23 protein-coding genes are annotated in these 26,748 nt (G+C 67.6%); 15 read left to right on the top strand and 8 right to left on the bottom strand.

Annotated features, from left to right (window positions below; all coding sequences use genetic code 11):
* On the bottom strand, nt 1-204 hold a 204-nt coding region (locus tag U5805_RS21885; protein WP_322105587.1), incomplete at its 3' end, for a hypothetical protein.
* On the opposite strand from U5805_RS21885, the gene U5805_RS21880 reads away from it, so the two are divergent.
* The 4 genes from U5805_RS21880 to U5805_RS21865 all read left to right on the top strand — a co-directional run bounded on the left by U5805_RS21880 (nt 203) and on the right by U5805_RS21865 (nt 5,661).
* Complete coding sequence (locus tag U5805_RS21880) at nt 203-1,465, top strand: fimbrial protein (protein ID WP_322105586.1); 1,263 nt, start codon at nt 203-205, stop codon at nt 1,463-1,465. The genes U5805_RS21885 and U5805_RS21880 overlap by 2 nt on opposite strands.
* 231 nt (nt 1,466-1,696) lie before the next feature.
* A complete protein-coding gene (locus tag U5805_RS21875) occupies nt 1,697-2,881 on the top strand; it encodes a fimbrial protein (protein ID WP_322105585.1) in 1,185 nt (394 codons plus the stop codon).
* A gap of 700 nt (nt 2,882-3,581) precedes the next feature.
* Nucleotides 3,582-4,934, top strand: coding sequence for an MmgE/PrpD family protein (locus U5805_RS21870; protein ID WP_322105584.1), 1,353 nt, complete (start codon nt 3,582-3,584; stop codon nt 4,932-4,934).
* Nucleotides 4,927-5,661, top strand: coding sequence for an MmgE/PrpD family protein (locus U5805_RS21865; protein ID WP_322105583.1), 735 nt, complete (start codon nt 4,927-4,929; stop codon nt 5,659-5,661). The genes U5805_RS21870 and U5805_RS21865 overlap by 8 nt, the downstream gene beginning before the upstream one ends.
* A gap of 90 nt (nt 5,662-5,751) precedes the next feature.
* On the opposite strand, the gene U5805_RS21860 is transcribed toward U5805_RS21865, so the two are convergent.
* Nucleotides 5,752-6,492, bottom strand: coding sequence for a GntR family transcriptional regulator (locus tag U5805_RS21860; protein WP_322105582.1), 741 nt, complete (start codon nt 6,490-6,492; stop codon nt 5,752-5,754).
* 340 nt (nt 6,493-6,832) lie between these two features.
* Here U5805_RS21860 and U5805_RS21855 point away from each other — a divergent pair, with 340 nt between their 5' ends.
* Nucleotides 6,833-7,714 (top strand): PilZ domain-containing protein, encoded by an 882-nt coding sequence (locus U5805_RS21855; RefSeq protein ID WP_322105581.1) that lies wholly within the window; start codon nt 6,833-6,835, stop codon nt 7,712-7,714.
* A gap of 29 nt (nt 7,715-7,743) precedes the next feature.
* Here the strand turns inward: U5805_RS21855 and U5805_RS21850 are convergent, their stop codons facing one another.
* From U5805_RS21850 to U5805_RS21840, 3 genes are all read right to left on the bottom strand, one after another.
* A complete protein-coding gene (locus tag U5805_RS21850) occupies nt 7,744-8,637 on the bottom strand; it encodes a transglutaminase family protein (RefSeq protein ID WP_322105580.1) in 894 nt (297 codons plus the stop codon).
* Complete coding sequence (locus U5805_RS21845; RefSeq protein ID WP_322105579.1) at nt 8,634-11,426, bottom strand: circularly permuted type 2 ATP-grasp protein; 2,793 nt, start codon at nt 11,424-11,426, stop codon at nt 8,634-8,636. Before U5805_RS21845 ends, U5805_RS21850 begins: the two co-directional genes overlap by 4 nt.
* 83 nt (nt 11,427-11,509) lie before the next feature.
* On the bottom strand, nt 11,510-14,986 hold the full coding sequence (locus U5805_RS21840) for a transglutaminase family protein (RefSeq protein WP_322105578.1): 3,477 nt from the start codon (nt 14,984-14,986) through the stop codon (nt 11,510-11,512).
* On the opposite strand from U5805_RS21840, the gene U5805_RS21835 reads away from it, so the two are divergent.
* Both U5805_RS21835 and U5805_RS21830 read left to right on the top strand, forming a co-directional pair.
* Nucleotides 14,979-15,119 carry a hypothetical protein gene (locus tag U5805_RS21835; RefSeq protein WP_322105577.1) on the top strand — a complete coding sequence of 47 codons (141 nt, stop codon included), beginning with the start codon at nt 14,979-14,981 and terminating at the stop codon, nt 15,117-15,119. The two genes, U5805_RS21840 and U5805_RS21835, sit on opposite strands and share 8 nt — an antisense overlap.
* A gap of 121 nt (nt 15,120-15,240) precedes the next feature.
* Complete coding sequence (locus U5805_RS21830; RefSeq protein WP_322105576.1) at nt 15,241-16,305, top strand: putative zinc-binding metallopeptidase; 1,065 nt, start codon at nt 15,241-15,243, stop codon at nt 16,303-16,305.
* Between the two features lie 12 nt (nt 16,306-16,317).
* On the opposite strand, the gene U5805_RS21825 is transcribed toward U5805_RS21830, so the two are convergent.
* Together U5805_RS21825 and U5805_RS21820 are read right to left on the bottom strand one after the other, a co-directional pair.
* Complete coding sequence (locus tag U5805_RS21825) at nt 16,318-17,328, bottom strand: alpha-E domain-containing protein (RefSeq protein WP_322105575.1); 1,011 nt, start codon at nt 17,326-17,328, stop codon at nt 16,318-16,320.
* Nucleotides 17,329-17,375: 47 nt separating this feature from the next.
* A complete protein-coding gene (locus U5805_RS21820; protein ID WP_322105574.1) occupies nt 17,376-18,848 on the bottom strand; it encodes a circularly permuted type 2 ATP-grasp protein in 1,473 nt (490 codons plus the stop codon).
* A gap of 328 nt (nt 18,849-19,176) precedes the next feature.
* Between U5805_RS21820 and U5805_RS21815 the strand changes: the two genes are divergently transcribed.
* Together U5805_RS21815 and U5805_RS21810 are read left to right on the top strand one after the other, a co-directional pair.
* On the top strand, nt 19,177-20,031 hold the full coding sequence (locus tag U5805_RS21815) for an AraC family transcriptional regulator (RefSeq protein WP_322105573.1): 855 nt from the start codon (nt 19,177-19,179) through the stop codon (nt 20,029-20,031).
* 59 nt (nt 20,032-20,090) lie between these two features.
* Nucleotides 20,091-20,498 carry a DUF2000 domain-containing protein gene (locus U5805_RS21810; protein ID WP_322105572.1) on the top strand — a complete coding sequence of 136 codons (408 nt, stop codon included), beginning with the start codon at nt 20,091-20,093 and terminating at the stop codon, nt 20,496-20,498.
* Between the two features lie 42 nt (nt 20,499-20,540).
* Here U5805_RS21810 and U5805_RS21805 read toward each other — a convergent pair whose 3' ends face one another.
* Nucleotides 20,541-21,932: a PLP-dependent aminotransferase family protein gene (locus tag U5805_RS21805; RefSeq protein WP_322105571.1), complete on the bottom strand. Its 1,392-nt coding sequence runs from the start codon at nt 21,930-21,932 to the stop codon at nt 20,541-20,543.
* A gap of 368 nt (nt 21,933-22,300) precedes the next feature.
* Here U5805_RS21805 and U5805_RS21800 point away from each other — a divergent pair, with 368 nt between their 5' ends.
* From U5805_RS21800 to U5805_RS21775, 6 genes are read left to right on the top strand one after another with little or no spacing between them, the layout of a single operon-like run.
* Complete coding sequence (locus U5805_RS21800; RefSeq protein WP_322013731.1) at nt 22,301-22,783, top strand: MSMEG_0572/Sll0783 family nitrogen starvation response protein; 483 nt, start codon at nt 22,301-22,303, stop codon at nt 22,781-22,783.
* A gap of 18 nt (nt 22,784-22,801) precedes the next feature.
* The gene (locus tag U5805_RS21795) at nt 22,802-23,827 is read left to right on the top strand and encodes a Nit6803 family nitrilase (RefSeq protein ID WP_322105570.1); all 1,026 of its coding nucleotides are present in this window, start codon (nt 22,802-22,804) and stop codon (nt 23,825-23,827) included.
* A complete protein-coding gene (locus U5805_RS21790) occupies nt 23,778-24,911 on the top strand; it encodes an MSMEG_0568 family radical SAM protein (RefSeq protein ID WP_322105569.1) in 1,134 nt (377 codons plus the stop codon). Before U5805_RS21795 ends, U5805_RS21790 begins: the two co-directional genes overlap by 50 nt.
* Nucleotides 24,908-25,444, top strand: a complete 537-nt coding sequence (locus U5805_RS21785) for an MSMEG_0567/Sll0786 family nitrogen starvation N-acetyltransferase (protein WP_322105568.1) — start codon at nt 24,908-24,910, stop codon at nt 25,442-25,444. Before U5805_RS21790 ends, U5805_RS21785 begins: the two co-directional genes overlap by 4 nt.
* Nucleotides 25,441-26,436, top strand: coding sequence for a sll0787 family AIR synthase-like protein (locus U5805_RS21780; protein WP_322105567.1), 996 nt, complete (start codon nt 25,441-25,443; stop codon nt 26,434-26,436). The genes U5805_RS21785 and U5805_RS21780 overlap by 4 nt, the downstream gene beginning before the upstream one ends.
* Nucleotides 26,437-26,462: 26 nt before the next feature.
* On the top strand, nt 26,463-26,744 hold the full coding sequence (locus U5805_RS21775; RefSeq protein ID WP_322105566.1) for an MSMEG_0570 family nitrogen starvation response protein: 282 nt from the start codon (nt 26,463-26,465) through the stop codon (nt 26,742-26,744).
* The last annotated feature ends 4 nt before the right edge of the window (nt 26,745-26,748 follow it).

Here is a 26,748-nt window from a genome sequence, read left to right as displayed (position 1 = left end):
GTGGGCCGAGGGCACCAACCGGCAGCAGTGCCGGCTGACGTATTCGCTACCGGCGACGATGAACGCGAAGTCGTCCACGTGGACGACCATCGATGCGGCCTGTGAGAAGTAAGCGGGCAGGCGCGGCGTTCCGCACAACCGGTACGGATGGCCGTGCCACACGCTGGCAGCCGCGAATGTCGCCGGCCAGCAGGGACTGAGCATGGATTTCGTGAAGATCTTGGACTTTTTTTCGATGACAGTTATGCGCAGGCGGTGGCCGCGCGCCCGGGTGCTCCGGCATCGGCTGTGTGCGGCAAACTCCAGCGCTGGCGAAGCGAACGGACAATCGACAACTGTCCCTTCCATCCCTTCCGGGCTGGTGGTTCCCCAGGGTGGCAATTCGATGGCTTCCCCGGGTATCGCCGGGCAATCGAAGCGTGGCACGCGCCGCGCGATGAATATCGCATCGCAGGTTCTCGCGGTCTGCCGGAAAAAGGCGCTGCCGGTGCTAGCGCTGCTGACACTTGGCCTCGCTCCGGGGCTTGCCAACGCGACTTGCACTTTCGCCGTCGGGGCCTTTCAGATCGACGCCATTGACCTGGGCAATGTCACGATGCCGCTGAATCCGGCCATCGGAACGATCCTCGCGACCAAATCGGGTTCATACGACAATCTGTTCCAGCATCAGGGCGTTGACTGCGGGGCCAACGTATCGACCACGGCGACCTGGAACATGACAGGGGCTGGATCGGCAGGCATCTATCCGACCAACATTCCGGGCATCGGCATCCGCGTTTCGATCTGGTCCAGTACAAGCTACTGGAATACGCCGCAGGCGCCGACGCCCGCGCCGCTGTCGTACACCTATTCCTATCCCTGTTGCAGCGGAAATTACGGATCGGGCTATCTCCAGGTGAAGGTGGAACTCATCGTAACCGACACTATCACGAACTTCGGGACCAATGCGCTCTCCTACAGCGTGGGCTCGTGGCTTCAGTTTTCGGGAGGAGGCTATTCGCTGAATGCCGCGAATCTGGCAGTCACCGCAACCCTGAACCACCCCGCATGCAGCGTGACCACGACCTCGGTTCACGTCGCCCTGCCGAGCGTATCGTTCGGCACGGCGCCCGCCGGAACAACCAAAGGCGCGACACCCTTTGACCTCGTGTTCGACTGCGCGGCCGGTGCCTACATTGCCATCACCCTGAGCGACGCATCTAATAGCGCGAATACGTCGAACGTCCTGAGTCTCGCGTCGGGGTCCGGCGCATCGGGCGTTGGCCTCCAGATTCCCGATGGTGCAACGGTCGTTTCGTACGGCGCCGATTCGTCGTCGTGGGGAAACCCGAACCAGCTTTCGCTCGGTACCGCGACGGGTGGCCCGATGGATCTTCACCTGACGGCCCAGTACACCCGCACGGCAGGTCCACTGGTTCCTGGCCCCGTGAATGCGCTCGCCACGTTCACGATGTCGTATCAATAGCGCGGCGCGCGGGCACTATGATATGAAGCGTGCGCGGGCGCCTTGCCGATCATCCGGGTGCGGACGGGGCCGAGGGCACCAACCGGCAGCAGTGCGGCGTTAGATACGCGTTACGCGACGCGGTCGGCGCGAAGTCAACGACGTGGGCCACGATTGATTCGGTGTGCGGGGTCGGCGGATAAGCAGGATCTACGCGAAAGCGCCAGCAGCGCGAATCGTACAGAGAGAGTGATGGCAAAGAGTATGCAGTGGTTTAAGTCTGGGCGTCATGCAGGTTTCCGGCGCATTTACGACGTTCTGGCGAACAGGGTCGGGTTTCTGCGCGATGCGCGCAGGCAGTCCGCAATATGCGCACAGACGGATGGCGATGGACCCCGTTCGGGGGCGGCGAGCCGTTGCCGCCAGACGGCGCGCGTTGCTGCCTTGCTGGTGCTCGGATTCTGCCTTCACAATTCGGCATTTGCGGTATCAACGTGCGCGGCGACCTCCGGATTGCCACAGACGCTCACGTTTCCCGGGACCATCAAGGTGGGAAGCAACCTCCAGCCCGGTGACACGATTCCAGGGACAACGGTGCCCTTCACGATCACAGGGTCCTGCGTGCTAGGCATTGGCAGCCCGAACACCATTCAGGTAGGCAGCGCCATCGTCGCGTGTACCGAAAACGGCGGCTCGACCGAAGTCATGTCGGGTGTGTATTCCACGAGCATCGCCGGTATCGGCATGCGTATCAGAAACGGCGCCGGGACGGCGATCACCAATGCGGCCGGTTCAACCTGCGCCTCGGTCATTGCAACGATCGGCGCAGGTGGCGTGTTCAACTTTTCCGGCACGCTCGAGCTTGTCAGGCTATCCGGCGCCATACCGGCCAATGCGTCCCTGACGCCGGGCAATTTCGCCTTCATATTCGGCGTGTACAACACGGGCTATGTGCTGAACTCGGACGTCAGCAGAACGCCTGCCGTCTCATCCTACATCGCGCCGTCCGGCAACATCGTCCTGAACAACCTGACCTGCACCGTCAGCAATCCCGCGAGCGTGACGTTGCCGACGGTCTCGAGCGGCGGCATGCCCGCTGTCGGTTCGGTGACGGGAACGACGCCGTTCACGATCGGCCTGAACTGCACGGGTAGCGCCGTGGTCGGCATTACCCTGGATGCAGCGCCGATAGTGCATGTGGACAATCCCGCAGCCGGCTTGCTTTCCGTGGTGAGCGGCGGCGCGACCGGTTACGACATTCAGGTGCTTCAGGCAAATCATAATCCGATGCCCCTGCAAACCCGCGTTCCGCAAGGCTCGATTGCAGCGAATCAGCAGTACAACTATTCGTTCTTCGCCCAATACCAGCGTGTTGCCGCTTCCACAACGCCGGGTGCGGTGACGAGCGCGCTGATCTTCACTTTCGACTATCAGTAGAAGGCTGGAACGGCGCTGGTAAAGGCGTTGTCAGGTTGGCGCGCGCAGCGTTGACGAGACGATGAAGAAGCCCGCCACCGCATGACGGCGCAGTCCCCTCGCACCTGACTCAAGGCGCGCCGTGCAGCGCGGAATCGTTGGACCGTGAGTGATGCTGCCACGTGCATGCATTGATAAGGACACCGATTCGTCGGCTGCCGCCGGGTTGACTGCGCCCCCCGCAGATAACCATTCGTATTCTCAGGAAGGTGCGCGTTGCCGGAATCGCTCCCTGGCAACGCGTTTACTGGCGTGCCGCGCATAGCCACCCGTCAGGCTGATGGGGTTCCAGCCGGGCGGCGCGGCGTGCGAGACCAGCCTCTCGACGATCTCACGCAGGGGGAGGGTCGCCGGGCGCGAGCCAGCCTTCGGCGATGCCGCGCGCCTTCCAGTTCGCGATCCCGACCGCACGAGACGCCTTCCCCGGCCCACCCGATATGTCGACAGTTGCCGGCGCGGCCTTCGCCGACGCATGCAATCCACACCCAAAGTGTCGACACTTAAATCAAAATAACTTGGTTTCGCGCAAACCGGCAGCGTACAATGCGGCAAAGTGTCGACGTTACGCTGTCGGCAACGGATTTTCGTGGTGTCCGCACCGCTGCCGCGATGCCGGGGAGCGTTCCCGGCGCGGCGGTCACTGTCTGGAGGAATCGACCCAATGAGTTCCATCGCCGCCGCGTTCGCGCACGGCCTGCATCAACTGGCGCGGCAACCGCTGCCGCCGGATGTCGCCGACGAGGCCCGGCGCTCTCTCATCAACGTCATCGGCACGTCGATCGGCGCGTCGCATCATCCGGGCGTCGAGGCGATCCTCGCTGCCGCGCGCGATCTGGGCGTGCCGCACGAGGCGCCCGTGCCGGGCCGCCGCGAGCGCGCCGACGTCCATTTCTCGGCGCTCGCCACCGGCTTCGCGGGCCATCTCGACGATTTCGACGACACGCATCTCGCCACCGTGATTCATCCGGCCGCTTCGGTGTGGGCGGTGCTCACGGCGCTCGCGCCGTCCACGCGGCCCACCGGCGAGCAGGCGCTCACGGCGTTCGCGCTCGGCTGCGAGGCGCAATTGCGCGTGGGCGTGTCGATCTCGCCCGAGCACTACGACCGCGGCTGGCACATCACCGGCACCTGCGGCGTGATCGGCTGCGCGGTGGCGGCGGCGCTGCTGCTGGGTCTGGACGCGCAAGGCATCGCGCGCGCGAGCGAAATCGCGGCGTCGATGTTCGTCGGGCAGCGCGAAGCGTTCGGCACCATGACCAAGCCGTATCACCCCGGCAAGGCCGCCGCCAACGGCATCGCGGCGGCGCGGCTCGCGCAGGGCGGTCAATCGGCCGAAGCGGAGATTTTCGAGGCGGCGGGCGGCTACTCGCATTCGCTTTCGACCAAGGTCGATTTCGACTTGATGAACGGCCAGATGGGCGAGCGCTGGGAACTGCTCTCGAACACCTACAAGCCGTATCCGTGCGGGATCGTCGCGCATCCGGCCATCGACGCGGGGCTTGCGCTCTCCGCGCGGATCGCCGACGCGAGCCAGATCGAAACGATCACGCTGCGCTGCCATCCGCTCGTGCCGGAACTGATGGGCAACCCGCAGCCCAAGGACGGCTTGCAGGCGCGTTTTTCGGCGATTCACGGCGTGGCGGCGGCGCTTTGCGACAAACGCGTGGGCCTCGCGCAATACGACGATGCGCGCGTCGTGCAGCCCGATGTCACGGCCGTGCGCGCAAAGACGAAGCTCGCGCCGGACGCGGGCGTGAACCGCGACGAAGCGTTCATCGAGGCGCGGCTGCGCGACGGCAGCACGGTCGCGCATCACGTCGAGCACGCGCGCGGCAGTCTCGCGCGCCCGCTCACGAACGAGGAACTGCGCGAGAAGATCGAACTGCTGATCGATCCGGTGCTGGGCGCGGGCGCGACCGCGCGCATTGCCGAGGCGGTGCGCGACATCGTTTTGCTGCCCGCGCTCGGCCCGTTCTTCGAACTGTGCTTTCCCAAGGAACCGAATCATGCATGAGGCCGCTTCCCATTCCGCCGTATCCGAAGCGCTGGTGACGCTGGCGCTCGCGCCGTTGCCGAAGCAGGGCGAGGCCGCCGTCGAGCAGGCGCGGCGCGCGCTGAACGAAACGCGCGCGGGCGCGCAGGCGGGCGAGGCCGCCGCGCCGCGCGTGGCGTCGACGCAAAGCCCGACGCAAACCTCGCTCGACGCGCGCGTGCGGGCGTGGACGCTCGGCGCGCAACTCGCCGCGCGCGCGGTGCCCTCGCTCGCCACGCCCGTGCTCGCGGCGGCGCTCGCGGCCGGCGAGCGCTTCGGCGCTTCCGAGGACGATCTCGCCGAAGCGGTCGCGGTGGGCGTGGAAGCGGGCACGCGCGTGCTCGCCGCGCTCGATAGCGACGAATATCGCGCGCGCTGGAACGTGGCGTCGTCGATCGGCGTGCTGGGCGCGACGCTCGCCGTGGCGCGGCTCATCAAGCTCGACGCGGCGCGCACGCAGCACGCGCTGGGCGTGGCGGCCACCCAGGCGGCGGGGCTGGCGCGCAACGCGGGCAAGGCCATGGAGGCGATCGAGATCGGCAAGGCGGCGGCGGACGCGATCGAGTCGGCGCTGATCGCGAAGCACGGCTTCACGAGCGCGGTGGCGTCGATCGACGGCCGGCGCGGGCTCGCGGCGCTGATGGCGTATCGCTTCGACGCCGCCCGCATCGTCGGCCACGCGGGCGAGCCGTGGATCACGGCGGCGTGAAATCCGCGCGCCGCACGAGCAGGCTGTCGATCAGGCGACGTTAAACGCGAGGGGCGCGATGAACGCGAGGAGCGTGAGAAACGCGCGGCGTCAATCCTGCAAGCCGCGCGTGTTGCGGTACACGCACTGGCTCGACTCGACGTAACGCACGCGAAACTCCACCGGCTTGTCCTTGAACGTGTAGGCGGTGCGCTCGATGCGCAGCACGGGCGTGCCCGCCCGCACGCCCAGCGCCTCGGCCATCGCGGCGTCGGCGATCGCGCCGCCCAGGTCCTCCACCACGCGCACGACCGAAATGCCGAAGCGCTCCTGATAAAAGCCGTAGATCGAGCCGCGCCGTGCCGCGAAGGTGTCGGCGTCGAGTTCGGGGAACACGTCGAGCGGCATCCACAGATGATCGAGCATGAGCGGCACACCGTCGCGCAGCCGCAGGTTTTCGACGCTCGCCACGCGCGCGCCGCGTTCGAGCTTGAGCGTGGCGGCGAGCGCGGGCGTCGCGCGCTCCTTGCCGAAGCGCAGCAGTTTCGCGCTCACCTGCACGGCGGCGCCGTTGCGGTCGACGAAATTGAAATACTGGTCGAACGCGTGCTCGTCGGCGAACTTCGCCACGATGGTGCCGCGTCCCGCGCGCCGGATCAGCAGGCGCTCCGCGACCAGTTCCTCCACCGCGCGCCGGATCGTGCCGATCCCCACGCCGAACGCCTCGGCCAGTTGCGGCTCGGTCGGGATCTTTTCCCCCGCGGCCCAGACGCCCGTGCGCAGGCGTTCGAGAATGCCTGCGCGAACGATTTCATAAAGCGGCTGGTCGCCGGAATTGCGGATGCCTGGCATGGGTTGAAGCGCAAGAGTGCGTGAGTCGAAAGGCGCGGCGCACGGCGCGCGCAAATGACCGAAGGATACAGGAAGGCGTTTTCGTTGCGTTTCCGTTGCGGCTTCCCGCGTTGCGCGCCGCGCCTGCCGCTTGCGGCGTCGCCCTCGCTGCCGGGCGCACGATCGCGCGCGTTTATGTCGATTTGTTGACGGATCCGCGCCCGTTCGCGCACATGACTGTTGCGCCGATGACGATAAAGCTTTGCGCTCCGCTGCCGATATGCAATGAGCATGGTTTATCCGCAGACAATTGCCGTATTGCGAACACCGCCGGCAGCGACCGCCTTTCCTGTGAGCGTCTATGTCTTTGATCAAGCTTCAACCGGGCGATATCGAATCCGATAGTCCCATCCCGTTTCCGATCTATGCCGCCGACGGAAAGTTGTTGCTTCAGGAAGGGCAAGTGGTGGCCACCGAGAGCCTGCTCGGCCGCCTCTACGATCTCGGGCACCGGCGCATCATGGACACGCTCGACGCCAACGGTCACGCGCTGACCGGAACCGCGCTCGCGCCGCAACCGTCGCCCATGAGCATCGAAGCCGGCCCGAACGGCGCGGCCATTTCCTTGCCGGATCTCGCGCGGCGCGTGGACTTCTTTCATCTGACGCCGGCCGGCGGCTCCGGCACGATTCCGGTCGAGCTGGTGGGCGTGGTGCGCGAAAAGGCGATCATCGTGAAGGGCATCAATCAGGATGCCGAACTATGTCTGGACCCGTTCAACGACTACGATGCGAAGCTGCTCGCGGGATGCCATCTGTCGTCGTTCCAGACGCGCCTGACCGACGGCGGCGTGGCGCCGTTCGGTTGCTTCTTCCTGACTTACCCCGAGAATCTCGCGCATTCGACGGTGCGCCGCTACCGCCGCGTGATGACCTCGGTGCCCGCGAAAGTGCAATCGGGCGACTATCTGCGCGCCGCCGTGGACGTGACGGTCTCGAACATGAGCCTCGTGGGCGCGGGCCTCGCGTCCGACATCGACTGTCTCGCCGTGGGGCAAACGGCGCGGCTCGCGATGAATCTCGCGATCGGCAGCCAGTTGCGGCCGGTGCTGGTCTCGGTCGAGGTGCGCAATCGGCGCGAGCGCGACGTGGGCTTTTTTTACGGCATCGAATTCGTGCGCATGAGCGAAGACGTGCGGCACGACATCAAGGATTTCGTGTTCGAACGGCTTTCGATGCTGTAGCCCGAGGCTTTGGCGCGCCGTAGCGCGGCTCACTCGGCCTGTACCCGCACGCCCACTTCCACCTGATGCGCGCCGCCGCCCAGAATCACGCCGCGCAGCAGCGAAACGTCGCTGTAATCGCGGCCGATCGCGAGCGTGACGTGCCCCTGGTCGGCGAGCACGTCGTTGGTCGGATCGAGGTCGACCCAGCCCGCGTGGCGTTTGCCGGGAACGTAGAGCGAAGCCCACGCGTGCGAGGCGTCCGCGCCGATCATGGGCGCCGCGCCGGCGGGCGGGTCGTTGCGCAGATAGCCGCTCACATAGCGGGCCGCGAGCCCGAGCGTGCGCAGGCAGCCGATCATCACCTGCGCGAAGTCCTGGCACACGCCGTGACGCAAGTCGAAGGCGCGCGCCGCGGGCGTGTCGAACGCCGTGGTCGCGGGCCGATACGCGAAATCGGCGTGAATGCGGTGCATGAGGCCGATGGCGCCCGCGAGCACGGGCGTGCCCGGCGCGAAGCTTTCGAGCGCATACGCGCGCAACGCGGGCGAAAGCGCGATGTTCGGCGAGGCGAAACAAAATTCGGATTCCGAATGAAATGCGCCGCCCGCCTCGAAGCGCAGCGCATGCGCGACGCTTTCCCATGCGGGCGTGGCGTCGGCGTCGAGCGCGGCGTAGCGCGGCGCGAGCAGTACGCTCGTTTCGCTCGTCATGCGCAGATGATCGTGCGGCGCGTCGAAAGCGAAGTAGGACACTTCGTTGCCGAACGCGTCGGTCCGGCTCGTGCGATACGAGGGCGCGGGCTCGATGCTCGCGCGATAGTCGAGCACGCGTTGCCACGGCAGTTCGAGCGGCCGCATGGTCGCGAGATGCTGCGCGGTTTCCACGGGCGTGGAGTAACGGTAATCGGTGCGATGCACGACCGTCAGCCGGATATCGCTCATGACCACACCTGCGCGGCGGTGGGCGTGGCGTGGCTGAACCAGCGCGCGCTGATTTCGTTGGACGCCGCCGCCATGTTCGCGGCGAGGCTTTCGCACAGCGCGCCGAGCGCGGGATAGCGGCCGTCCTCGCCGGGGTCGCACAGCGCTTCGAGCGAAGGCAATGCGTCGACGGCGGCGAGCTGCGAGGCGAACGGCTCGCGCTTCGGGCCGCCGGCCGCGTGGGCGATCTCGTCGAGCCGCGTGCGCAGGCGTCCGTACACGCCGTAGAGGCCGCGCGGATTGGCGGGGTCGGTCACGATCATGTCGAGCAAGGCGGGCACTTCGAGCCGTCCTGGATAGAGCGCGCGATAGGTGAGCGTGCTGTCGAAGAGTTGCAGCAGCAGGTCGAAGCCGGCGGGCGTGGCGAGCATGCGTTGCTGCGCGACGATGCGCAGCACCGTGGCCATGGCCGCGATGCGCTCGATGTGGCGTCCCGCGAACAGCAGGCGCCAGGCTTCGTCGCGCGTCATGCGGTCGCCCTGGCAGCCGCTGATCGCGCTCAGTTGCGTGGCGAGCGTGTCGAGCGCGCGCATCAGCGTCACGCGGTCGTAGGGCGCGGGGCGGCGGAATTCGATGGCCGCGCCCCGGCGCGCGGGAGCGGGCGCGAGCGAAAGCGCCTCGAGCGCGTCGCGGAAGTCGTTGCGCGAGGCGAGCACGGTGCGCCAGTGGTCGCTGGAAAGCCGCCCGCGAATTTCGCCGCACGCGTGCGCCTGGCTCGCGAGCGTCTGGCCGATGCCGGCGGCGCCCGTGTTTTCGTGCAGATTGGCGGCCAGCACGCGCTCGAATGCGTCGAGGCCGCGCTGCGCTTCGCCATCGGCCAAAGGCACGAGACCGCTCGCGGCCGCGAGTTCGACGAAGGTGCCGAACAATTGATCGGCGTCGCTGCCTTCGAGCGAGCCGAGCATGAGGCGCGCGAGGCGCACGCCGTTTTCGGCGCGTTCGCCGTAGCGCCCGGCCCAGAACAGGTTTTCGGCGGCGCGGCTCGGCACGCGGCGCGGTTTGCGGCGCACGTCGGCGGGCTTCATCGGCGTGGGCAGGAGCGAGAACGTGGAGCCGGGCTGGCTCGACAGCACCCAGGTGTCGACGCTGCTGCCGCCCGCCTGCATCGACACGGACTCCTGGTGGTCGGCCGCGAGGCGCGTGAAGCCGCCGGGCAGCACGCGCCAGCCGTTTTGCGCGGCCGGGTCGGCGATGGCATAGACGCGCAGCACCGCCGGGCGCGCGCCCAGCACGCCCGCGCCGCGCTCGAAACGCGGCGCGTAGCTATAGCTGAGCGGCTGCTGGATCGTGAAGGCGTCGGGCATGGACTCGATGCGCGCGCGCCAGTCGTCGAGCGGCTGCGGCCCGGCGGCGAGGCCGGGCGGCGCGGCGTTTTCGAGCGGCTTCGCGGCGCGCTTTGCTTCGTGCCCGGTTTCGTGCCTCGTTTCGTGCTTTGCTTCGTGCCTGATTTCGTGCCTGATTTCGTGCCCGGTTTCGTATTTCGCGGCGTCGCCGTCGTGCGGGCGGCGGCGCGGCGCCATCTCGGGCCACGTCGGCACGAGCCAGCCTTCGTCGAGATGCGCGAGCGCGTCGCGCCACGCGGCGGCCTCGCCGCACCACCACGTCGGCACGCCCGGCAGCGCGAGCGGCTCGCCCAGCAGCGCCTGCGCGATGGCGGGCAAAAAGCCGTGCAGCGCGGGCGATTCGGCAAAACCCGCGCCCGGCACGTTCGAGACGATCACGTTGCCCGCCCGCATCACCTGCAACAAGCCCGGCACGCCGATGGTCGAATCGGCGCGCAGTTCCACCGGGTCGCAGAACGTGTCGTCCAGCCGGCGCAGCACCGCGTGAACGCGTTCGAGGCCGCCGAGCGTCTTGAGATACAGCATGTCGTCGCGCACCGTGAGGTCCTTGCCTTCCACGAGCGTGAGGCCCAGATAGCGCGCGAGAAACGCGTGCTCGAAATAGGTTTCGCTGAACGGCCCCGGCGTGAGCAGCACGATATGCGGCGAGCCGCCTTCGCTTTCGCGCTCGCCCGCGCCTTTGCCGGACTCCGCGCGCAGGAGCGCGCGCGCGGCGCTCGCCAGCGTGCCGACCAGTTGCGAGTAGGTGGGCGCGAGGCGGTGTACGCGCATCGCGCGAAACGGCTCGGCGAAGAGGCCCGAGACGATCAGGCGGTTTTCGAGCAGATAGCCGAGCCCGGAAGGCGCTTCCGTGCGATGCGACACCACGGTCCACTCGCCGTCCGGCGCGCGCGCGAGGTCGAGCGCGACGGTTTGCAGATACTGGCCGTCCGGCGGCGCGAAGCCTTTCACGGCGCGCAAATAGCCCGGATGGCCGAATACCAGCGCAGGCGGCACGAGACCGCGCGCGAGCAGCGTTTGCGGCCCGTAAATATCGGCGACGATCTCGTTGAGCAGGCGCGCGCGCTGCGCGACGCCGCGCTCGATCCGCGCCCATTCGTCCTCGCCGATGATGAGCGGCAGCAGGTCGAGCGCCCACGGGCGCGGGCCGCCGCCGTCGGCATAGACGTTGTAGGTGATGTCGTTCTCGCGCACCTGGCGCGCGACCGAATCCGCCGCGCCTTCCAGCCCGGCCACGCCCGGCTTGCCGAGCAGCGCGAAAAACTGCCGCCACGGCTCGCGCAGCGCGCCCTGCGGCGTGTGCAGTTCGTCCCAGTGGCCGCCGCGCACGGGAAGCGTGCGCAGCGGCGCGGCCGGCTCGTCGTCGTGGGCCGCGGCATCGAACGGCAGGGTGGATTGAGTCGGCAAGATCGTGAATGGTGGCGGCGCGCCCGGGCGGGGCGCGCCTTCGGTGAGTTCTAACCGGTTATCGGCAAACGCGCGGCGCGAATTCAGCGGCGCCGCAGGTCCAGCGTGAACGGAAATTCGAGGCTGCGCGCGGGCGGCGCGACCTCGACCGTGCCCGGCGTGTGCCCGCTCGTGAAAAAGCGCGCGCGCCGGCGAGCTTCGGCTTCGTAGGCGTTGACGGGAAACGTCTGATAATTGCGACCGCCCGGATGCGCAACATGATACTGGCATCCGCCGATCGCGCGCGAACTCCACGTATCGACGATATCTATCGTGAGCGGCGCATGCACGCCGATGGTCGGATGCAGCGAGGCGGCCTGCTGCCACGCGCGAAAGCGCACGCCCGCCACGTGCTCGCTCGCGCGGCCCGTGGGTTGCAGCGGCAGCGCGTGCCCGTTCACCGCGACCAGATGGCGGTTCCCGTTCAGGCCGAGCGCGCGCACTTCGAGCCGCTCGACCGAGGAATCGACATAACGCACCGTGCCGCCGGTCGCGCCTTCCTCCCCCATGACGTGCCACGGTTCGAGCGCGTTGCGCACCGTGAGCGCGATGCCGCCCGTGTTCAGTTCGCCGATCAGCGGGAAGCGGAATTCGAAATGCGGCGCGAACCACGCCGCATCGAGCGCGAAGCCGGCGGCGGCCGTTTCGGCGAGCACGTCGTCGAAATCCATCTGCACGAAGGTCGACAGCATGAAGCGGTCGTGCAGTTCCGTGCCCCAGCGCGTGAGGCGCTGCGCGTACGGCGTGTGCCAGAACCGCGCCACGAGCGCGCGCAGCAGCAGTTGCTGCGCGAGGCTCATGCGCGCGTGCGGCGGCATTTCGAAACCGCGCAGTTCGAGCAGGCCGAGCCGGCCGGTCGGGCCGTCGGGCGAATAGAGTTTGTCGATGCAGAATTCGGCGCGATGCGTGTTGCCCGTCACGTCGATGAGGATATTGCGCAGCGCGCGGTCGATGAGCCACGGCGGCACGCTCCGCCCGCCGCTCGCGGCTTCGCCGTAGCCGCGCAGCAGATCGACCTGGCGCTGGATTTCCGCGAAGGCGATTTCGAGTTCGTAGACCTGATCGTTGCGCGCTTCGTCCACGCGCGGCGCCTGGCTCGTCGGGCCGATGAAGAGGCCCGAAAACAGGTACGAGAGCGACGGATGGTTGTGCCAGTACGCGACGAGACTCGCGAGCAGGTCGGGGCGGCGCAGGAACGGGCTGTCGGCGGGCGTGGCGCCGCCTAGCACGAGGTGATTGCCGCCGCCCGTGCCCGTGTGGCGGCCGTCGAGCATGAATTTTTCGGTGGAGAGCGCGGTTTCGTGCGCGGCGCGGTAGAGAAATTCGGTGCGCTCGACGAGATCGTTCCAGTTCGCCGACGGGTGGATGTTCACTTCGATCACGCCGGGGTCGGGCGTGACCTGGAGCATCTTCAGGCGCGCGTCGCGCGGCGGCGGGTAGCCTTCGACGACGACGGGCAGCGCGAGATCGGCGGCCGTGGCTTCGACGGCGGCGAGCAGGTCGAGATAGTCGTCGAGTTCCGCGAGCGGCGGCATGAATACGTGCAACTGGCCTTGCGCGCGGCCGAGCGCGGCGGCTTCCGCTTTCGGCCCGGCCGCGCGCGACGGATCGCGCGCTTCCACGCACAGCGCCGTGCGGCGAATCCAGGCGGCCGATTCGCCGCGCCCGGGGTAGCGTTCGGCCGAGGCGCGGCCGGCGGTGGCGGCGGTGGCATTGCGGTCATTGGCATTGCGGGCGGCATGGCCGTGCGGCGACGTCGCGCGATCGTCCGCGCTTTCGTACTGCATGCGCAATTCGGCGGCGCGGCGCAGCGGCGCTTGCGCGGCGAACGGATCGCGCGCGTGCTGCCACGGATAATCGCCGGCGGCCACCCACGGCAGCGAATCGAGCGGCAGGCGATAGCCCATCGGCGAATCGCCGGGAATCAGATACATGCGCTCGTCGCGGAAGAACCAGGGGCCGCTCATCCAGCGCGCGCCGTCCAGCGCGGGCTGGTTCGCGGATCGGGCCGCGCTTTCGCGCGCGAGCGGCAGCACGTAGCCGGTCACGGTGTCGAGACCGGCGTCGAACACGCGGCGCAGGCGCAGGCGTTCGAGTTCGTCGTCGAGGCGCGAGTCGAACGGATCGACGTTCACGGGCAGGCGGCGCTCGCGCCACAGGTAGTACCAGGTGTCCTCGTAGCCGGGCTGCACATGTTGCGCGTCGACGCGCAGCTTGCCCGCGAGATGCGTGATGAAGCGCTGCGCGTCGGCGGCCGTGTGATGCGCGGGCGTGCGCTCGTCGGCGAAGAGTGCGGGGTCGCGCCAGCACGGCTCGCCGTCCGCGCGCCAGAAAAGCGAGAGCGCCCAGCGCGGCAACTGCTCGCCCGGATACCACTTGCCCTGGCCGATATGCAGAAAGCCGCGCGCGCCGTATTGCGCGCGCAGCTTGTCCATCAGCGAAATGGCGTAGCGGCGCTTGGTGGGGCCGAGCGCGTCCGTGTTCCATTCCGGTGCATCGCGGTCGGCGGCGGCCACGAAGGTCGGCTCGCCGCCCATGGTGAGGCGCACGTCCTGCGCGTCGAGCGCGGCGTCCACCCGCGCGCCCATCGCGTGCATGTCCGCCCATTGCGCTTCGGTGTAGGGCTTGGTCACGCGCGGCGTTTCGAGCGCGCGCGAGATCGACATCGAATGCGAGAACGTCACTTCGCAGTCGTCGAGCGCGCCGGAAATGGGCGCGGCGCTGCCCGGCTCCGGCGTGCAGGCGACGGGAATGTGGCCCTCGCCCGCCAGCAGTCCCGAAGTGGGGTCGAGGCCGATCCAGCCCGCGCCCGGCAAATAGACTTCGCACCACGCGTGCAGGTCGGTGAAATCGGCTTCGGCGCCTTGCGGCCCGTCGATCGCCTTCACGTCCGGCGTGAGTTGCAGCAGATAACCGGAAACGAAGCGCGCGGCGAGCCCCAACTGGCGCAGCGTCTGCACCATCAGCCAGCCCGAGTCGCGGCACGAGCCCGAGCGCTTTTCGAGCGTTTCCTCGGGCGTCTGCACGCCCGGCTCCATGCGGATCAAATAGCCGATCTCGCGTTGCAGGCGCTGGTTCAGATCGACGAGAAAATCGACCGTGCCGCGCGCGCTCCTGTCGATCGACTCCACGAACGCGGCGAATTGCGGCGTGGGTTCGCCGCGCACGAGGTAGGGCGCAAGCTCGGCGGCGAGCTCGGGCGCGTAGGCGAATGGAAACTGCTCGGCGCTCGGCTCCAGAAAGAAGTCGAACGGGTTGTAGACGGCCATTTCCGCCACGAGGTCGATGGTGACGCGGAACTCGCGCATCGGCTCGGGAAAGGCGAGCCGCGCCTGATAGTTCGAAAACGGGTCCTGCTGCCAGTTGACGAAGTGATCGGCGGGCTCCACGCGCATCGAATACGAAACGATGGGCGTGCGGCAATGCGGGGCGGGGCGCAGCCGCACGACGTGGGGCGCGAGATGCACGAGCCGGTCGTAGCGATACTGCGTGACATGGTTTAACGCGACACGGATGGACACACCCGACTCCTCGTTCGACGTGAAGGAAAAAGTGACGATGATGCCGACGCCGACGCCGACGCCGACGCCGACGCCGACGCCGATGCCGATGCCGATGCCGGCCGCGCCGGCGGCGTCCGGCGCGCGGCCATGATGCAAGGCGCGCGAGTGCTGGATATGACAGCGGCGCGCGGGGCGGCCCCGCCGCCGGTTCGCGGCGCTCGCGGCACGCCGCGTGCTGCCGCAGCGTGCGCACTCAACCGGGAAAAGCGGCGATGAAGACGTTCCACTGCGACCACTGCAATCAACTCGTATTTTTCGAGAACGCGCGCTGCGAGCGCTGCGACTCCCTGCTCGGCTACGAGCCGCTCACCGGCGCGATGCACGCGTTCGAGGACGCCGGAGAAGGCCGCTGGCGCAGCCTCGCCGCCGACGCGCAAGGTGCGCTTTACCGGCAATGCCACAACTACGCGGTGGAGAACGTCTGCAACGGCATGATTCCCGCCGGCAGCGAGGACACGCTGTGCCGCGCCTGCCAGTTCACGGGGACGATCCCCAACCTCGAACGCCCCGAGAACCGCTTGTACTGGTATCGGCTGGAAACGGCGAAGCGCCGCCTGCTCTACACGCTGGGCACGCTCGACTTGCCGCTCGTCACGCGCGCGGAGGACGCCGAGCACGGCCTGCAATTCGAATTTCTCGCTGATACGCCCGGCGGCCCGCGCGTGCTGACGGGTCACGATCACGGCCTCATCACGATGAACGTCGCCGAAGCCGACGACGCCCATCGCGAAAGCACGCGCGTTTCGCTGCACGAGCCGTATCGCACCTTGCTGGGGCATTTCCGTCACGAGATCGGCCACTACTATTTCGATCAACTGGTGGTGAACACGCGCCGCCTCGAACCGTTTCGCACGCTGTTCGGCGACGAGCGCGCCGACTACGCGGCCGCGCTGGCCGCGCATTACGAGCAGGGCGCGCCGCCCGACTGGGCCGAGCATTATGTGAGCGCATATGCCTCGGTGCATCCGTGGGAGGATTGGGCCGAAACGTGGGCGCACTATCTGCACATGGTCGATACGCTCGACACGGCCACGGCGTGCGGGCTCGCGCTGCTGCCCGACGCGCCCGACGAACCCGTGCTGCTCGACCAGACGCCCGTTGACGAAGCGAGTTTCGACAGCCTGATGGCGCGCTGGTTCGCGCTCACCTACGCGCTCAACAGCCTGAATCGCAGCCTCGGCATGCCCGACGGCTATCCGTTCGCCCTCGCGCCGCCCGTGGTCGACAAGTTGCGGTTCGTTCATCGCGTGATCTCGGCGGCGGCGCTGCGCGCGTGAAAACCGCGCGGCTTACGCCGCGGCGGCCACGGCCTCGGGCAAGGCGGGGCGCACGAGGTCGCGGCCCAGCCGGCGCGCGAGTTCGTTGATGCGGGCAATGAGCGCGAGCAGCCAGCCGCGCAGCGCTTGCGGGCGCTCGTTCGCAAGCGGCGCATGACGCATTTCCTCGCACAATTGCAGCGCCAGCCGCTCGATGGGCGCCGATTGCGGATTGCGCAGGCGCACGACGATGCGGCGCACTTCGTCGAGGCTGGCGGCGAGCGAGCCGGGCCATTCGGCGCACTGGAGCAGCAGCGCCGCCGCGCGCGCGGGATCGAGCGCGTCGCGATGAATGCGCCGCCACGCGTCGCCGGCGTTGGCCGCGTTCAGCAGCGCGTTGAGCCGATGCCAGTCGAATGCCTGCGCGCGCGCTTCAAACGGCTCCGCATGCGCTACAAACGATTCCGCGCGCGCTTCAAATAACTCCGCATGCGCTACAAATAACTCCGCATGCGCTTCGGCGAGGCGCGCCATGTGGTCGGCGCGCTCGATCGCGCTGCCCAGCCGCAGGAAATCGAACGCCTCGTCCTGCACGGGCGCCGCGAACTGCACGCCGCGCACGAGATGCGAACGCGCCTTGATCCACTCGAAAAACGCCTGCGTATCGTGCTCGAACGCGCGTTCGGCGATCAGGCGCCGCAAGTCGAGCCATGTTGCGTTGAGCGTCTCCCACAGTTCCGCCGAAGCCCAGCCGCGCACCGCGCGCGCGTTTTCACGCGCGAAACCGAGGCTGCTCGCGATCGACGACGGATTCGCGGCGTCGGCGCTCATGAACGCGATCACTTCGCGCGCCGTCACGTCGTGATGCGCGAGCCGCCAGGCGTCCGTGATCCCGGCGATCGAAAGAACCGCGAGCCAGCCGTCGTTCGCCTCGGGCCGCAGCATCGAAAGCTGCCAGTTCGCTTCGAGCAGGCGCGCGAGATGTTCGGCGCGCGCGGTGTGGCGGGCCATCCAGAACAGATGTTCGGCGGTGCGGCTCAGCATGAAACCTCCCTCGTTGCGAATCGTTCGGAATCCTGATGGAAAGGCGATCAGCGTTCGAGCACCCAGGTGTCCTTCGTGCCGCCGCCTTGCGAGGAATTGACCACGAGCGAGCCTTCGCGCAGCGCGACGCGCGTGAGGCCGCCAGGCACCATGCGCACGTCCTTGCCCGAAAGCACGAACGGCCGCAAGTCGATATGGCGCGGCGCGATGCCCGCTTCCACCCACGTGGGGCAGGTCGAAAGCGAGAGCGTGGGCTGCGCGATATAGCGCGCGGGATCGGCCAGCAGCGCCGCGCGAAACGCCTCGATCTCGGCGCGCGTGGCCGCCGGCCCGATCAGCATGCCGTAGCCGCCCGCGCCGTGCGTTTCCTTCACCACGAGTTCGCTCAAATGATCGAGCGTGTATTGCAGATCGTCGGGCTTGCGGCAGAGCCACGTCGGCACGTTGTTGAGGATCGGCTCCTCGCCCAGATAGAAGCGCACCATGTCGGGCACATAGGGGTAGATCGACTTATCGTCGGCGACGCCGGTGCCCGCCGCGTTGCACAGCGTGACGTTGCCCTTGCGATATACGCTCATCAAACCGGCAACGCCGAGCGTCGAGTCCTGGCGGAACACCTGCGGGTCGAGAAAGTCGTCGTCCACGCGCCGATAGACCACGTCCACGCGCTGCGGGCCTTGCGTCGTGCGCATGTAGAGATGGTCGTTGTCGACGAACAGGTCCTGGCCTTCGACGAGTTCGATGCCCATTTGCTGCGCGAGAAACGCATGCTCGAAATACGCCGAGTTGTACATGCCCGGCGTGAGCACGACCACGGTGGGATTGTCGGTGCCCGCGGGCGCGGCGGCGCGCAGCGTGTCGAGCAGCAGGTCGGGATAATGCGCGACGGGCGCGATGCGGTTGCGCACGAACAGATCGGGGAAAAGCCGCATCATCATCTTGCGGTTTTCGAGCATGTACGACACGCCCGAAGGCACGCGCAAGTTGTCCTCGAGCACGTAGAACTCGCCTTCGCCCGCGCGCACGATGTCGATGCCCGCAATGTGCGCGTAGATATCGCGCGCCACGTTCACGCCCTGCATTTCCGGGCGATATTGCGCATTGCGCAGGATCTGCTCGGCGGGCACGATGCCGCGCTTCACGATGTCCTGCTCGTGATAGATGTCGTGGATAAAGCGGTTGAGCGCGTTCACGCGCTGGCGCAAGCCGCGTTCGAGCCGGTTCCATTCCTCGCGCTGGAAGATGCGCGGAATCACGTCGAAGGGAATGGTGCGCTCGGTGCCCGCGCCGGTCACGTCCTTCTCGCCGTACACGGCGAACGTGATGCCCACGCGCCGGAAGATGGTGTCGGCCTCGGCGCGCTTCTTGTGCATCTGCTGCTCGCTCTGGCTGCGCAGCCATGCGAAGAAGTCGCGGTAGTGAGGGCGCGGCTCGCCGGCCTGCGTGAACGTGGCGGCCGCCATGCCGCGCACGTCGAATTCCCCTTGCTCGAACATCTCGTTGAAGAATGGTTGCGTCATAGTCGTTCTTCCGTCCGCTGCTTCTTTCGACTGGGTTGGCCCCGACTTCCCCGGCGGCCTTGCGTATGATGAGCAGGCTGCGCGCAACGATCAGCGGATGTCGCCTGATCGAAAGCGCACTGGCGCATGCCGGTGATCGGGCTGGAAAAGGGCAATGCAACTTCCATGCCGATGCGAAAAGCGCCGCGCAGGCGCGCGTTCGCGGTGCAAAAGCGCGGCGCGGCCGCCGACGCGGGACGAACAGACCGCGCTTCGTGCCCGATGATGGTGCGCGCCGCGCGGGCTTGAACCGGCGTTGCCGAACGTTGAGGATTTCGAGGAAAGACGCATGGCGCACGAGACCACCGCCGACCATTGGCTGCGCGCGTGCCGCGACCCGGAAACGGGCATCGAAGGCGTGCGCGCGCATTTCAGCGGCCACGCCTTCGACCTGCACGATCACGACGACATGCTGATCGGCTACACCGAGCAAGGCGTGCAGCGCTTTCGCTGCCATCGCGCGCTGCACACGAGCGTGCCGGGCCGCGCGATCCTGATCGAGCCGCACGCGCTCCACGACGGCCATGCCCCCGAGGCCGGCGGCTTCACTTACGCCATGCTGTATCTGCCGCAACGCTGGGTCGAGCGCGCCGCGCGCCGCCTGGGCATTGCGGGGCTTTCGGGCGTGGAGGCCGCGTTCGGCCGCACGCTGGTGGACGACGCCGCGCTCGCGGCGACGATTCGCGCGGCGTTCCTGGCGCTGGAAGGCCGCGAAGGGCGGCTCGCGCGCGACCAGGCGCTCGATCGCATGCTCGCGTATCTGGGCGCGCAGGTGCGCGCCGCGCCGCCCGCGCAAGGCGCGCCCGCGTTGGCGCTCGCGCCGGAAATCGCCCGCGTGCGCGACTATCTGCACGCGCGCATGGACACCGACATCGGCCTCGACGAACTCGCGGCCGTGGCGGGCGTGGACCGCTTTCGCCTCACGCGGCGCTTCGCGCGCGCGTTCGGCATGTCGCCGCATGCGTATCTCGTGCGCCTGCGTTTGCGCGTCGCGCGCCGGCTGCTCGCGGCCGGGCGCAGCCCCGCGCAGGTGGCCGCGGAAACCGGTTTCGCCGATCAAAGCCACCTGGGCCGCTGGTTCCGGCGCGCCTATCGCATGACGCCCGCCGCCTACCGGCGGCTATGCACAAACGTTCCAGACTGAACGCGCGCGTTCGCGCACCATGAGCGGCTCGACTCACTCGCTGCAAGCCGGAGCCCTCCATGTTCGATACCAAGGTCGCGCTGATCGTGCGCGACGATCTCGCCGTCTGGCAAAAACTCAACGTGGCGGCCTTTCTCGCCACCGGCGTCGCGGCCGCGCGACCCGAGGCGCTGGGCGAGCCTTACGAAGACGCCGCGGGGCGCCGCTACGGCCGCATGCTCGGCCAGCCGATGATGGTGTTCGCCGCCGATCTCGCGGGCCTGCAAGGCGCGCATCGGCAAGCCGTTGCGCGCGAGCTGGCCATCGTGCCCTACGTGTACGCGATGTTTTCCACGGGCCACGACGCCGCGAACCGCGAGGCGTTTCGCGCGGGCGACGCCGAAAACCTCGACTTCGTGGGCCTCGCGCTGCACGGGCCGAAGAAGGCCGTCGACAAGGCCGTCAAGGGGCTGAAGCTGCACACGTAAGCCACGCAGGCCGGCGCCGCGCCTTAAGCGGCGCGCGCCGGTTCACAACATCGGCGAATGCAGATGATCGGGATGATCGAGCATGTCGGCGACGAGATGCAGCGACTCTTCCATCGCAAGCGCGTCGCCGGGGCCGCCCAGACAAATGCGCACGGCGTTGGGCGGATTGCCGTCGGTGCTGAAGGCCGCGCCGGAAACCACGCCGATCTGCTTCGTGCGCAAGTGCGAGGCGAGTTCGGACGCGCTCCAGCCCGTTTCGGCGGGCACCGTGAGCCACAAATGGAAGCAGTCCTTCGACGTTTCGAACGCGCGCGAAGCGAACACTTGCGCGGCGATGTGCTGGCGCACCGCGCATTCGCCGCGAATGGCCGCGAGCATGCGCTGCGCGACGCCGTTTTCGATCCAGCGCGCCGCGAGATGCGACATGTACGGGCTCGCCATCACCGTGGTCGCCCGCAGCGCGCCCGAAAGGCGCTCGGCGTGGCGCGCGCCGGGCGCGACCACGAACGCCACGCGCAAGCCCGCGCCAAAGCACTTCGACATGCCCGTGACGTAATACGTGAGTTCGGGCGCGAGCGTGGCGAGCGCGACGGGCGGCGTTTCGCAGAGCATGCCGTAGGCGTCGTCCTCGATGATGGGCACGTCGTAGCGCAACGCAATGTCGGCGATATGCTCGCGGCGGTTCTGCGAGAGCGTGCGCGTGGTCGGATTCTGGATGGTGGGATTGCAGTAGAGCACGCCGGGCTTGCGCGTCTTGCAGAGCGCCTCGAACGCGGTGGCGTCGAGCCCTTCGTCGTCGCGCGGCAGCGGCGCGAGCGTCATGCCCAGTTGATTGGCGATCACCTTCAGGCCCGGATACGCGAGGCAATCCACGCAAATCGTCTCGCCCGGCTTCACGAGCCGCAACAGCAGCGCGACCAGCGCGTTGTGGATGCCGGGGCACACGAGCACGGCGTCGGCGCGATGCTCGGGCACGGTATGGCGCAGCCACTGGCTCGCCATGTTGCGCTCGAACTGCGTGCCGCCGAAATCCTGATAGCGCAGCAGCGACCACGCGTCGGCCCCGCCGATGATCTGCGCCGCCGATTCCGCGAGCAGCGCCGTCATTTCCGGCGGCTCGGGCGGCATGTTCATCGTCATTTCGAGCGCGGTGCCCGCGCGCAGCGGCACGGCCGGCGGGCGCCCGCGCACGTAGGAGCCGCTGCCCGCGCGCGAATCGATCAGGCCGCGCTTGCGCGCTTCCGCATAACCGCGCGCGAGCGTCGTATAGTTGATCTTTAAGGCATCCGAAAGATCGCGCAGCGCGGGCAGGCGGTCGCGCGGACGCAGGCGCCCGCTCGCGACATCTTCTTCGATCAGATCGGGAATGGTCTGGTAAACGGGCTTCTCGCTTTCCACGAGCCGTTTGAGCCAGTGAGCGGCGACGTTCGACATGGGACTCACGCGTGACAGGAATGGGCGAAATCATTCTAGTCAGAATGCGCGCGAAAAAATAAATCAATTGATCGCACGCGATCGCATCGAATGATCCGATTTGATGCATGCGCGCACCGAAGCGAGAAGCGCATTCCCCACGGCGGGGCGAAGCGCGGTTTCGCCGGCATGGCGAGTCGTGCGCGCGGTGCGCGCCGGGCCTGCATCGCGCAAAAAAATTCGCCTCGATCATTCCCGTCATGCGGCATTGATTGGAAATTGATTGCATGACGCGTGCCGCTTGATGGCATAGCCGTTGCAAAAAGAAGGGCGCCGGCTGCGAAAGCGCAGACCGCGACAAGCCCTCAACCATCGAACGGAGTCACGCAATGCCCGCCATCACCACGCCCGCCCACAAAACCGGTGATTTCCTCGTCGACTATGAAGAGAAAGTGTTCGAGGACGTCAAGGCAGAACCCGGCGAGAAAGCGCTCGTCACGTTCCACACCGTTGCATTCGAAGGGTCGATCGGCTTCGTCAACATGCTGCAAGCCACGCGGCTGCAACGCAAGGGCTTCGAAACCTCCATTCTGCTCTACGGCCCCGGCGTGATGCTGGGCGTGCAGCGCGGCTTTCCCACGCTCGGCGCCGAAGCTTTTCCCGGCCACCTGAACTTCAACAATCAACTGATGAAATTCATGGCCGAAGGCGGCAAGGTCTACGCGTGCCGCTTCGCGCTGCAAGCGCTTTACGGTCACGGCGAAGCCTCGCTGATCGAAGGCGTGCGGCCCATCAATCCGCTGGACGTGCTCGATCTGAAGCTTCTGCATCGCAAGTCGAACGCGCTCGTGATCGACACCTGGACCGTTTGAGCGCACACGGGTATCGCCATGCCGATCACAACTTCGAAACGCATCGTGCGCGCCGCCGCCGTGCAGATCGCGCCGGATCTCGCATCGGGCGCGGGCACGCTCGCGCGCGTGTGCGACGCGATTGTGGACGCCGCGCGCGAGGGCGTGCAGCTCGCCGTGTTTCCCGAAACGTTCCTGCCGTACTACCCGTACTTTTCGTTCGTGCTGCCGCCGGTGCAGTCGGGCGCCGAACATCTGCGGCTTTACGAAGAAGCGGTGACGATACCCGGCCCCGTAACCGGCACCGTGGCCGCGCTCGCGCGCGAACACGGCATGGTGATCGTGCTCGGCGTGAACGAGCGCGATCACGGCAGCCTCTACAACACGCAACTGATCTTCGACGCCGACGGCCAGCTCAAGATCAAGCGCCGCAAGATCACGCCCACGTTTCACGAACGCATGATCTGGGGGCAAGGCGACGCGGCCGGCCTCAAGGTCGCGCAAACGGCCGTGGGCCGCGTGGGCGCGCTCGCGTGCTGGGAGCATTACAACCCGCTCGCGCGCTATGCGTTGATGACGCAGCACGAGGAAATTCATTGCAGCCAGTTTCCCGGCTCGCTCGTCGGGCCGATTTTCGCCGAGCAGATCGAAGTGACGATTCGTCATCACGCGCTGGAGTCGGGCTGCTTCGTCGTCAATTCGACGGGCTGGCTCACCGATACGCAAATCGTCTCGATCACCGCCGACCCCAAATTGCAGAAGGCGCTGCGCGGCGGCTGCAACGCCGCGATCGTCTCGCCCGAAGGCCAGCATCTCGCGCCGCCGCTGCGCGAAGGCGAAGGCATGGTGATCGCCGATCTCGACATGGCGCTCATCACCAAGCGCAAACGCATGATGGATTCGGTCGGCCACTACGCGCGGCCCGAGCTGCTGAGCCTCGCGATCAACGACCGGCCCGCCACGCCCGTGATGTCTTTCGACGATGCGCCCATCGTCCCTTCCTGGAGTGCTTACGATGAATGCCAGCGTCAACCTGCCGGAATCGAACCTGCAACTCTTGACTGAGCTGCAATCGAGCGGACTGCGCCTCGCCGCGCCGCAAAGCGACGGGCTTTCCCGTCGCGGCGGCGCGGGGCCGTCCGATCACAAGGCGCTCACCATCGACGGCGTGACGCTGATGGTGCCCGTGCATACGCATGGCGCGCATCAGTCGGCGTTCGTTGCCGAGGCGCCCGACGCGAACGGCGTGAGCACGCTCACGCGCGGCGCGATTCCCATTGCGCAGATCGCGTTTGCGAAAGCGCCGCGCTTCTACAAGCTGCAAACGCTCGACGGCGTGCCGTATTCGCACATCGCCACGCTGCACGGCACCGACGTGCTCGCCACCACGGTGCTGCAAACCTGCATTCGCTACGAGAGCCGCAAGAAGGCGTGCAAGTTCTGCGCGATCGGCCAGTCGCTCGCGGCGGGGCGCACCATCGCGCACAAAACACCCGAGCAGCTTGCGGAAGTCGCGCGCGCGGCCGTGCTGCTCGACAACGTGAAGCACATGGTGCTGACCACGGGCACGCCCGCCACGCCCGACCGCGGCGCGGCCATTCTGTGCGACAGCGCCCGCGCGATCAAGCGCGCCGTGGACTTGCCGATCCAGGCGCAATGCGAGCCGCCCGACGACGACGCGTGGTTCGCGCGCATGCGCGACGCGGGCGTGGACACGCTCGGCATGCATCTCGAAGTGCTGGGCGAAGCGGAGCGCGCGCGCATCATGCCAGGCAAGGCGACGGTGCCCGTGAGCCGTTATATGGAAGCGTTCGAGGCGGCCGTGCGCGTGTTCGGGCGCGGCCAGGTGAGCACCTATATTCTCGCGGGCCTCGGCGACACGCCGCAGCGCATTCTCGAAACGGCGCAGCAACTCGTGGCGATCGGCGTGTATCCGTTCGTCGTGCCGTTCGTGCCGATCTCGGGCACGCCGCTCGAAGACCACGCGCCGCCCACGCCCGAATTCATGCGCTCGATTCTCGCGCCGCTCGGCGCGCTGGTGCGCGAAGGCGGCTTGCGCGCGGGCGACATCAAGGCCGGTTGCGGCAAATGCGGCGCGTGTTCGTCGCTTTCCTCATACGAGAAGCTCGACGAGAAGGTGGCCGCGTGAACGCCAGCGACGACAACGCCGAAATCGTGGTGCGCTGGGCGCGCGAATGCTGGGAGCGCGAAGGCGCGTTCGCGCTCCGGCGCGACGTGTTTTGCGAGGAACAAGGCATTTTCGAGCGCGACGACCGCGACGCGATCGACGCTCATGCGCAGTTGCTCGTGGCGGTGCGGCTCGCGCCGGGCGCCGCGCCGCGCGTGGTGGGCACGGTGCGCATTCATCGCGATGTCGAGATCGACACGACCTGGTACGGCTCGCGCCTTGCGGTGAGCGCCGATTTTCGCCGCCACGGCCGTATCGGCGCCACGCTGATCCGGCTCGCGGTGAGCAGCGCGCACGCGCTGGGCTGCCGCACGTTTCTCGCGCACGTGCAGGCGCAAAACGCGCCGTTGTTCCGCCGCCTGCATTGGCGCACGATCGAGGAAGAAATCCTGTTCGGCCGCGCGCATCATGTGATGGAAGCCGATCTCGCGCAGTATCCGCCGTGCGCCACGCCTTACGAGGGTTTCGCCATCGACCAGCGGAGGGCGGCATGACGCTCGATGCGATCGTCGAGACATTGCGCGCGGGCCGCGGCGTCGCGCACAAAACCGATATTGCGCCCATGCTCGCCGCGTTCGATGCGAACTCGAGCGAAAGCGCCGTGATGGCGGCCGGCGACGATTGCGCGGCGATTCCCGACGGCGACGGCTATCTGCTGTTCGCGGCCGAAGGCATGGTGAGCGATTTGATCGACGCGATACCGTGGTTCGCGGGCTATTGCTCGGTGCTCGTGAACGTGAGCGACGTGTGCGCGATGGGCGGCCGCCCGCTCGCGGTCGTGGACGTAATCTGGAGCGACGGCGTGGGGCCGGCCGCGCCCGTGATGGAAGGCATGGCGGCCGCATCCAGACAGTTAGGCGTGCCAATCGTGGGCGGCCACAGCAACGCGCGCAGCGAGCGCACGCAACTGGCCGTGGCCATCGTGGGCCGCGCGCGGCGTTTGCTTTCGAGCTTCGCGGCGCGCGCGGGCGAGCGCCTGTTGATGGCGGTCGATCTGCGCGGCGCCTTCGTCGAGCCGTACCCGTACTGGAACGCCGCCACGCAAGCGCCCGGCGCGCGCCTGCGCGGCGACCTGGCCGTGCTCGCGGAAATCGCCGAAGCCGGGCTCTGCGCGGCGGCGAAGGACATCAGCATGGCCGGTATCGCGGGCACGGCCATGATGCTCGCGGAATGCTCGCGCGTGGGCGTGCGCATCGACCTCGAACGCATACCGAAGCCCGAAGGCGTGCCGCTCGCGCGCTGGCTCGAAACCTTCCCGAGCTTCGGCTATCTGCTGAGCGTGCCCGAACATAACGTCGCCGCGGTGATCGCACGCTTCGCGGCGCGCGAGATCGCCTGCGCCGAGATCGGCGCGATCCATGCCGAGCCGAGCGTCGATATCCGGAGCGCGGGCGACACGCGCACGGTATGGCGGCTCGACGAGCAGCCCTTCATCGTGCCCGGCGACCGGCGCGCCACACGCGCGTTCGAGACGAAAAACGTCTGAATGCCTTTGAAACGGAGAACCTCCCGATGCCCGTGACTCATTTCGTCGTGCGCTGGCCCGACGGCAAGGAAGAACGCTGTTATTCGCCCTCGACCATCGTGCGCGACTACCTGCACCCCGGCGCCTATGCGCTCGACGACTTTCTCGCGCGCGCGCACGAAGGACTCGAAGCCGCTTCCGGCCGCGTGCGCGAGAAGTTCGGCTACGCGTGTTCCTCGGCGCTCGACCAGTGGAGTGCGATCGAGCGCACCGCAACGCAATACCGTTCGCATCCGGCGGCGCAAGTGACCGTCGTGAGCGTTGATTGAACCC

It is taken from the genome of Paraburkholderia sp. J41 (assembly GCF_905220235.1).
Taxonomy (GTDB): domain Bacteria; phylum Pseudomonadota; class Gammaproteobacteria; order Burkholderiales; family Burkholderiaceae; genus Paraburkholderia.
The sequence above is the reverse complement of the archived record's forward strand: the minus strand, read 5'-3'. Positions and strand labels throughout refer to the sequence as shown.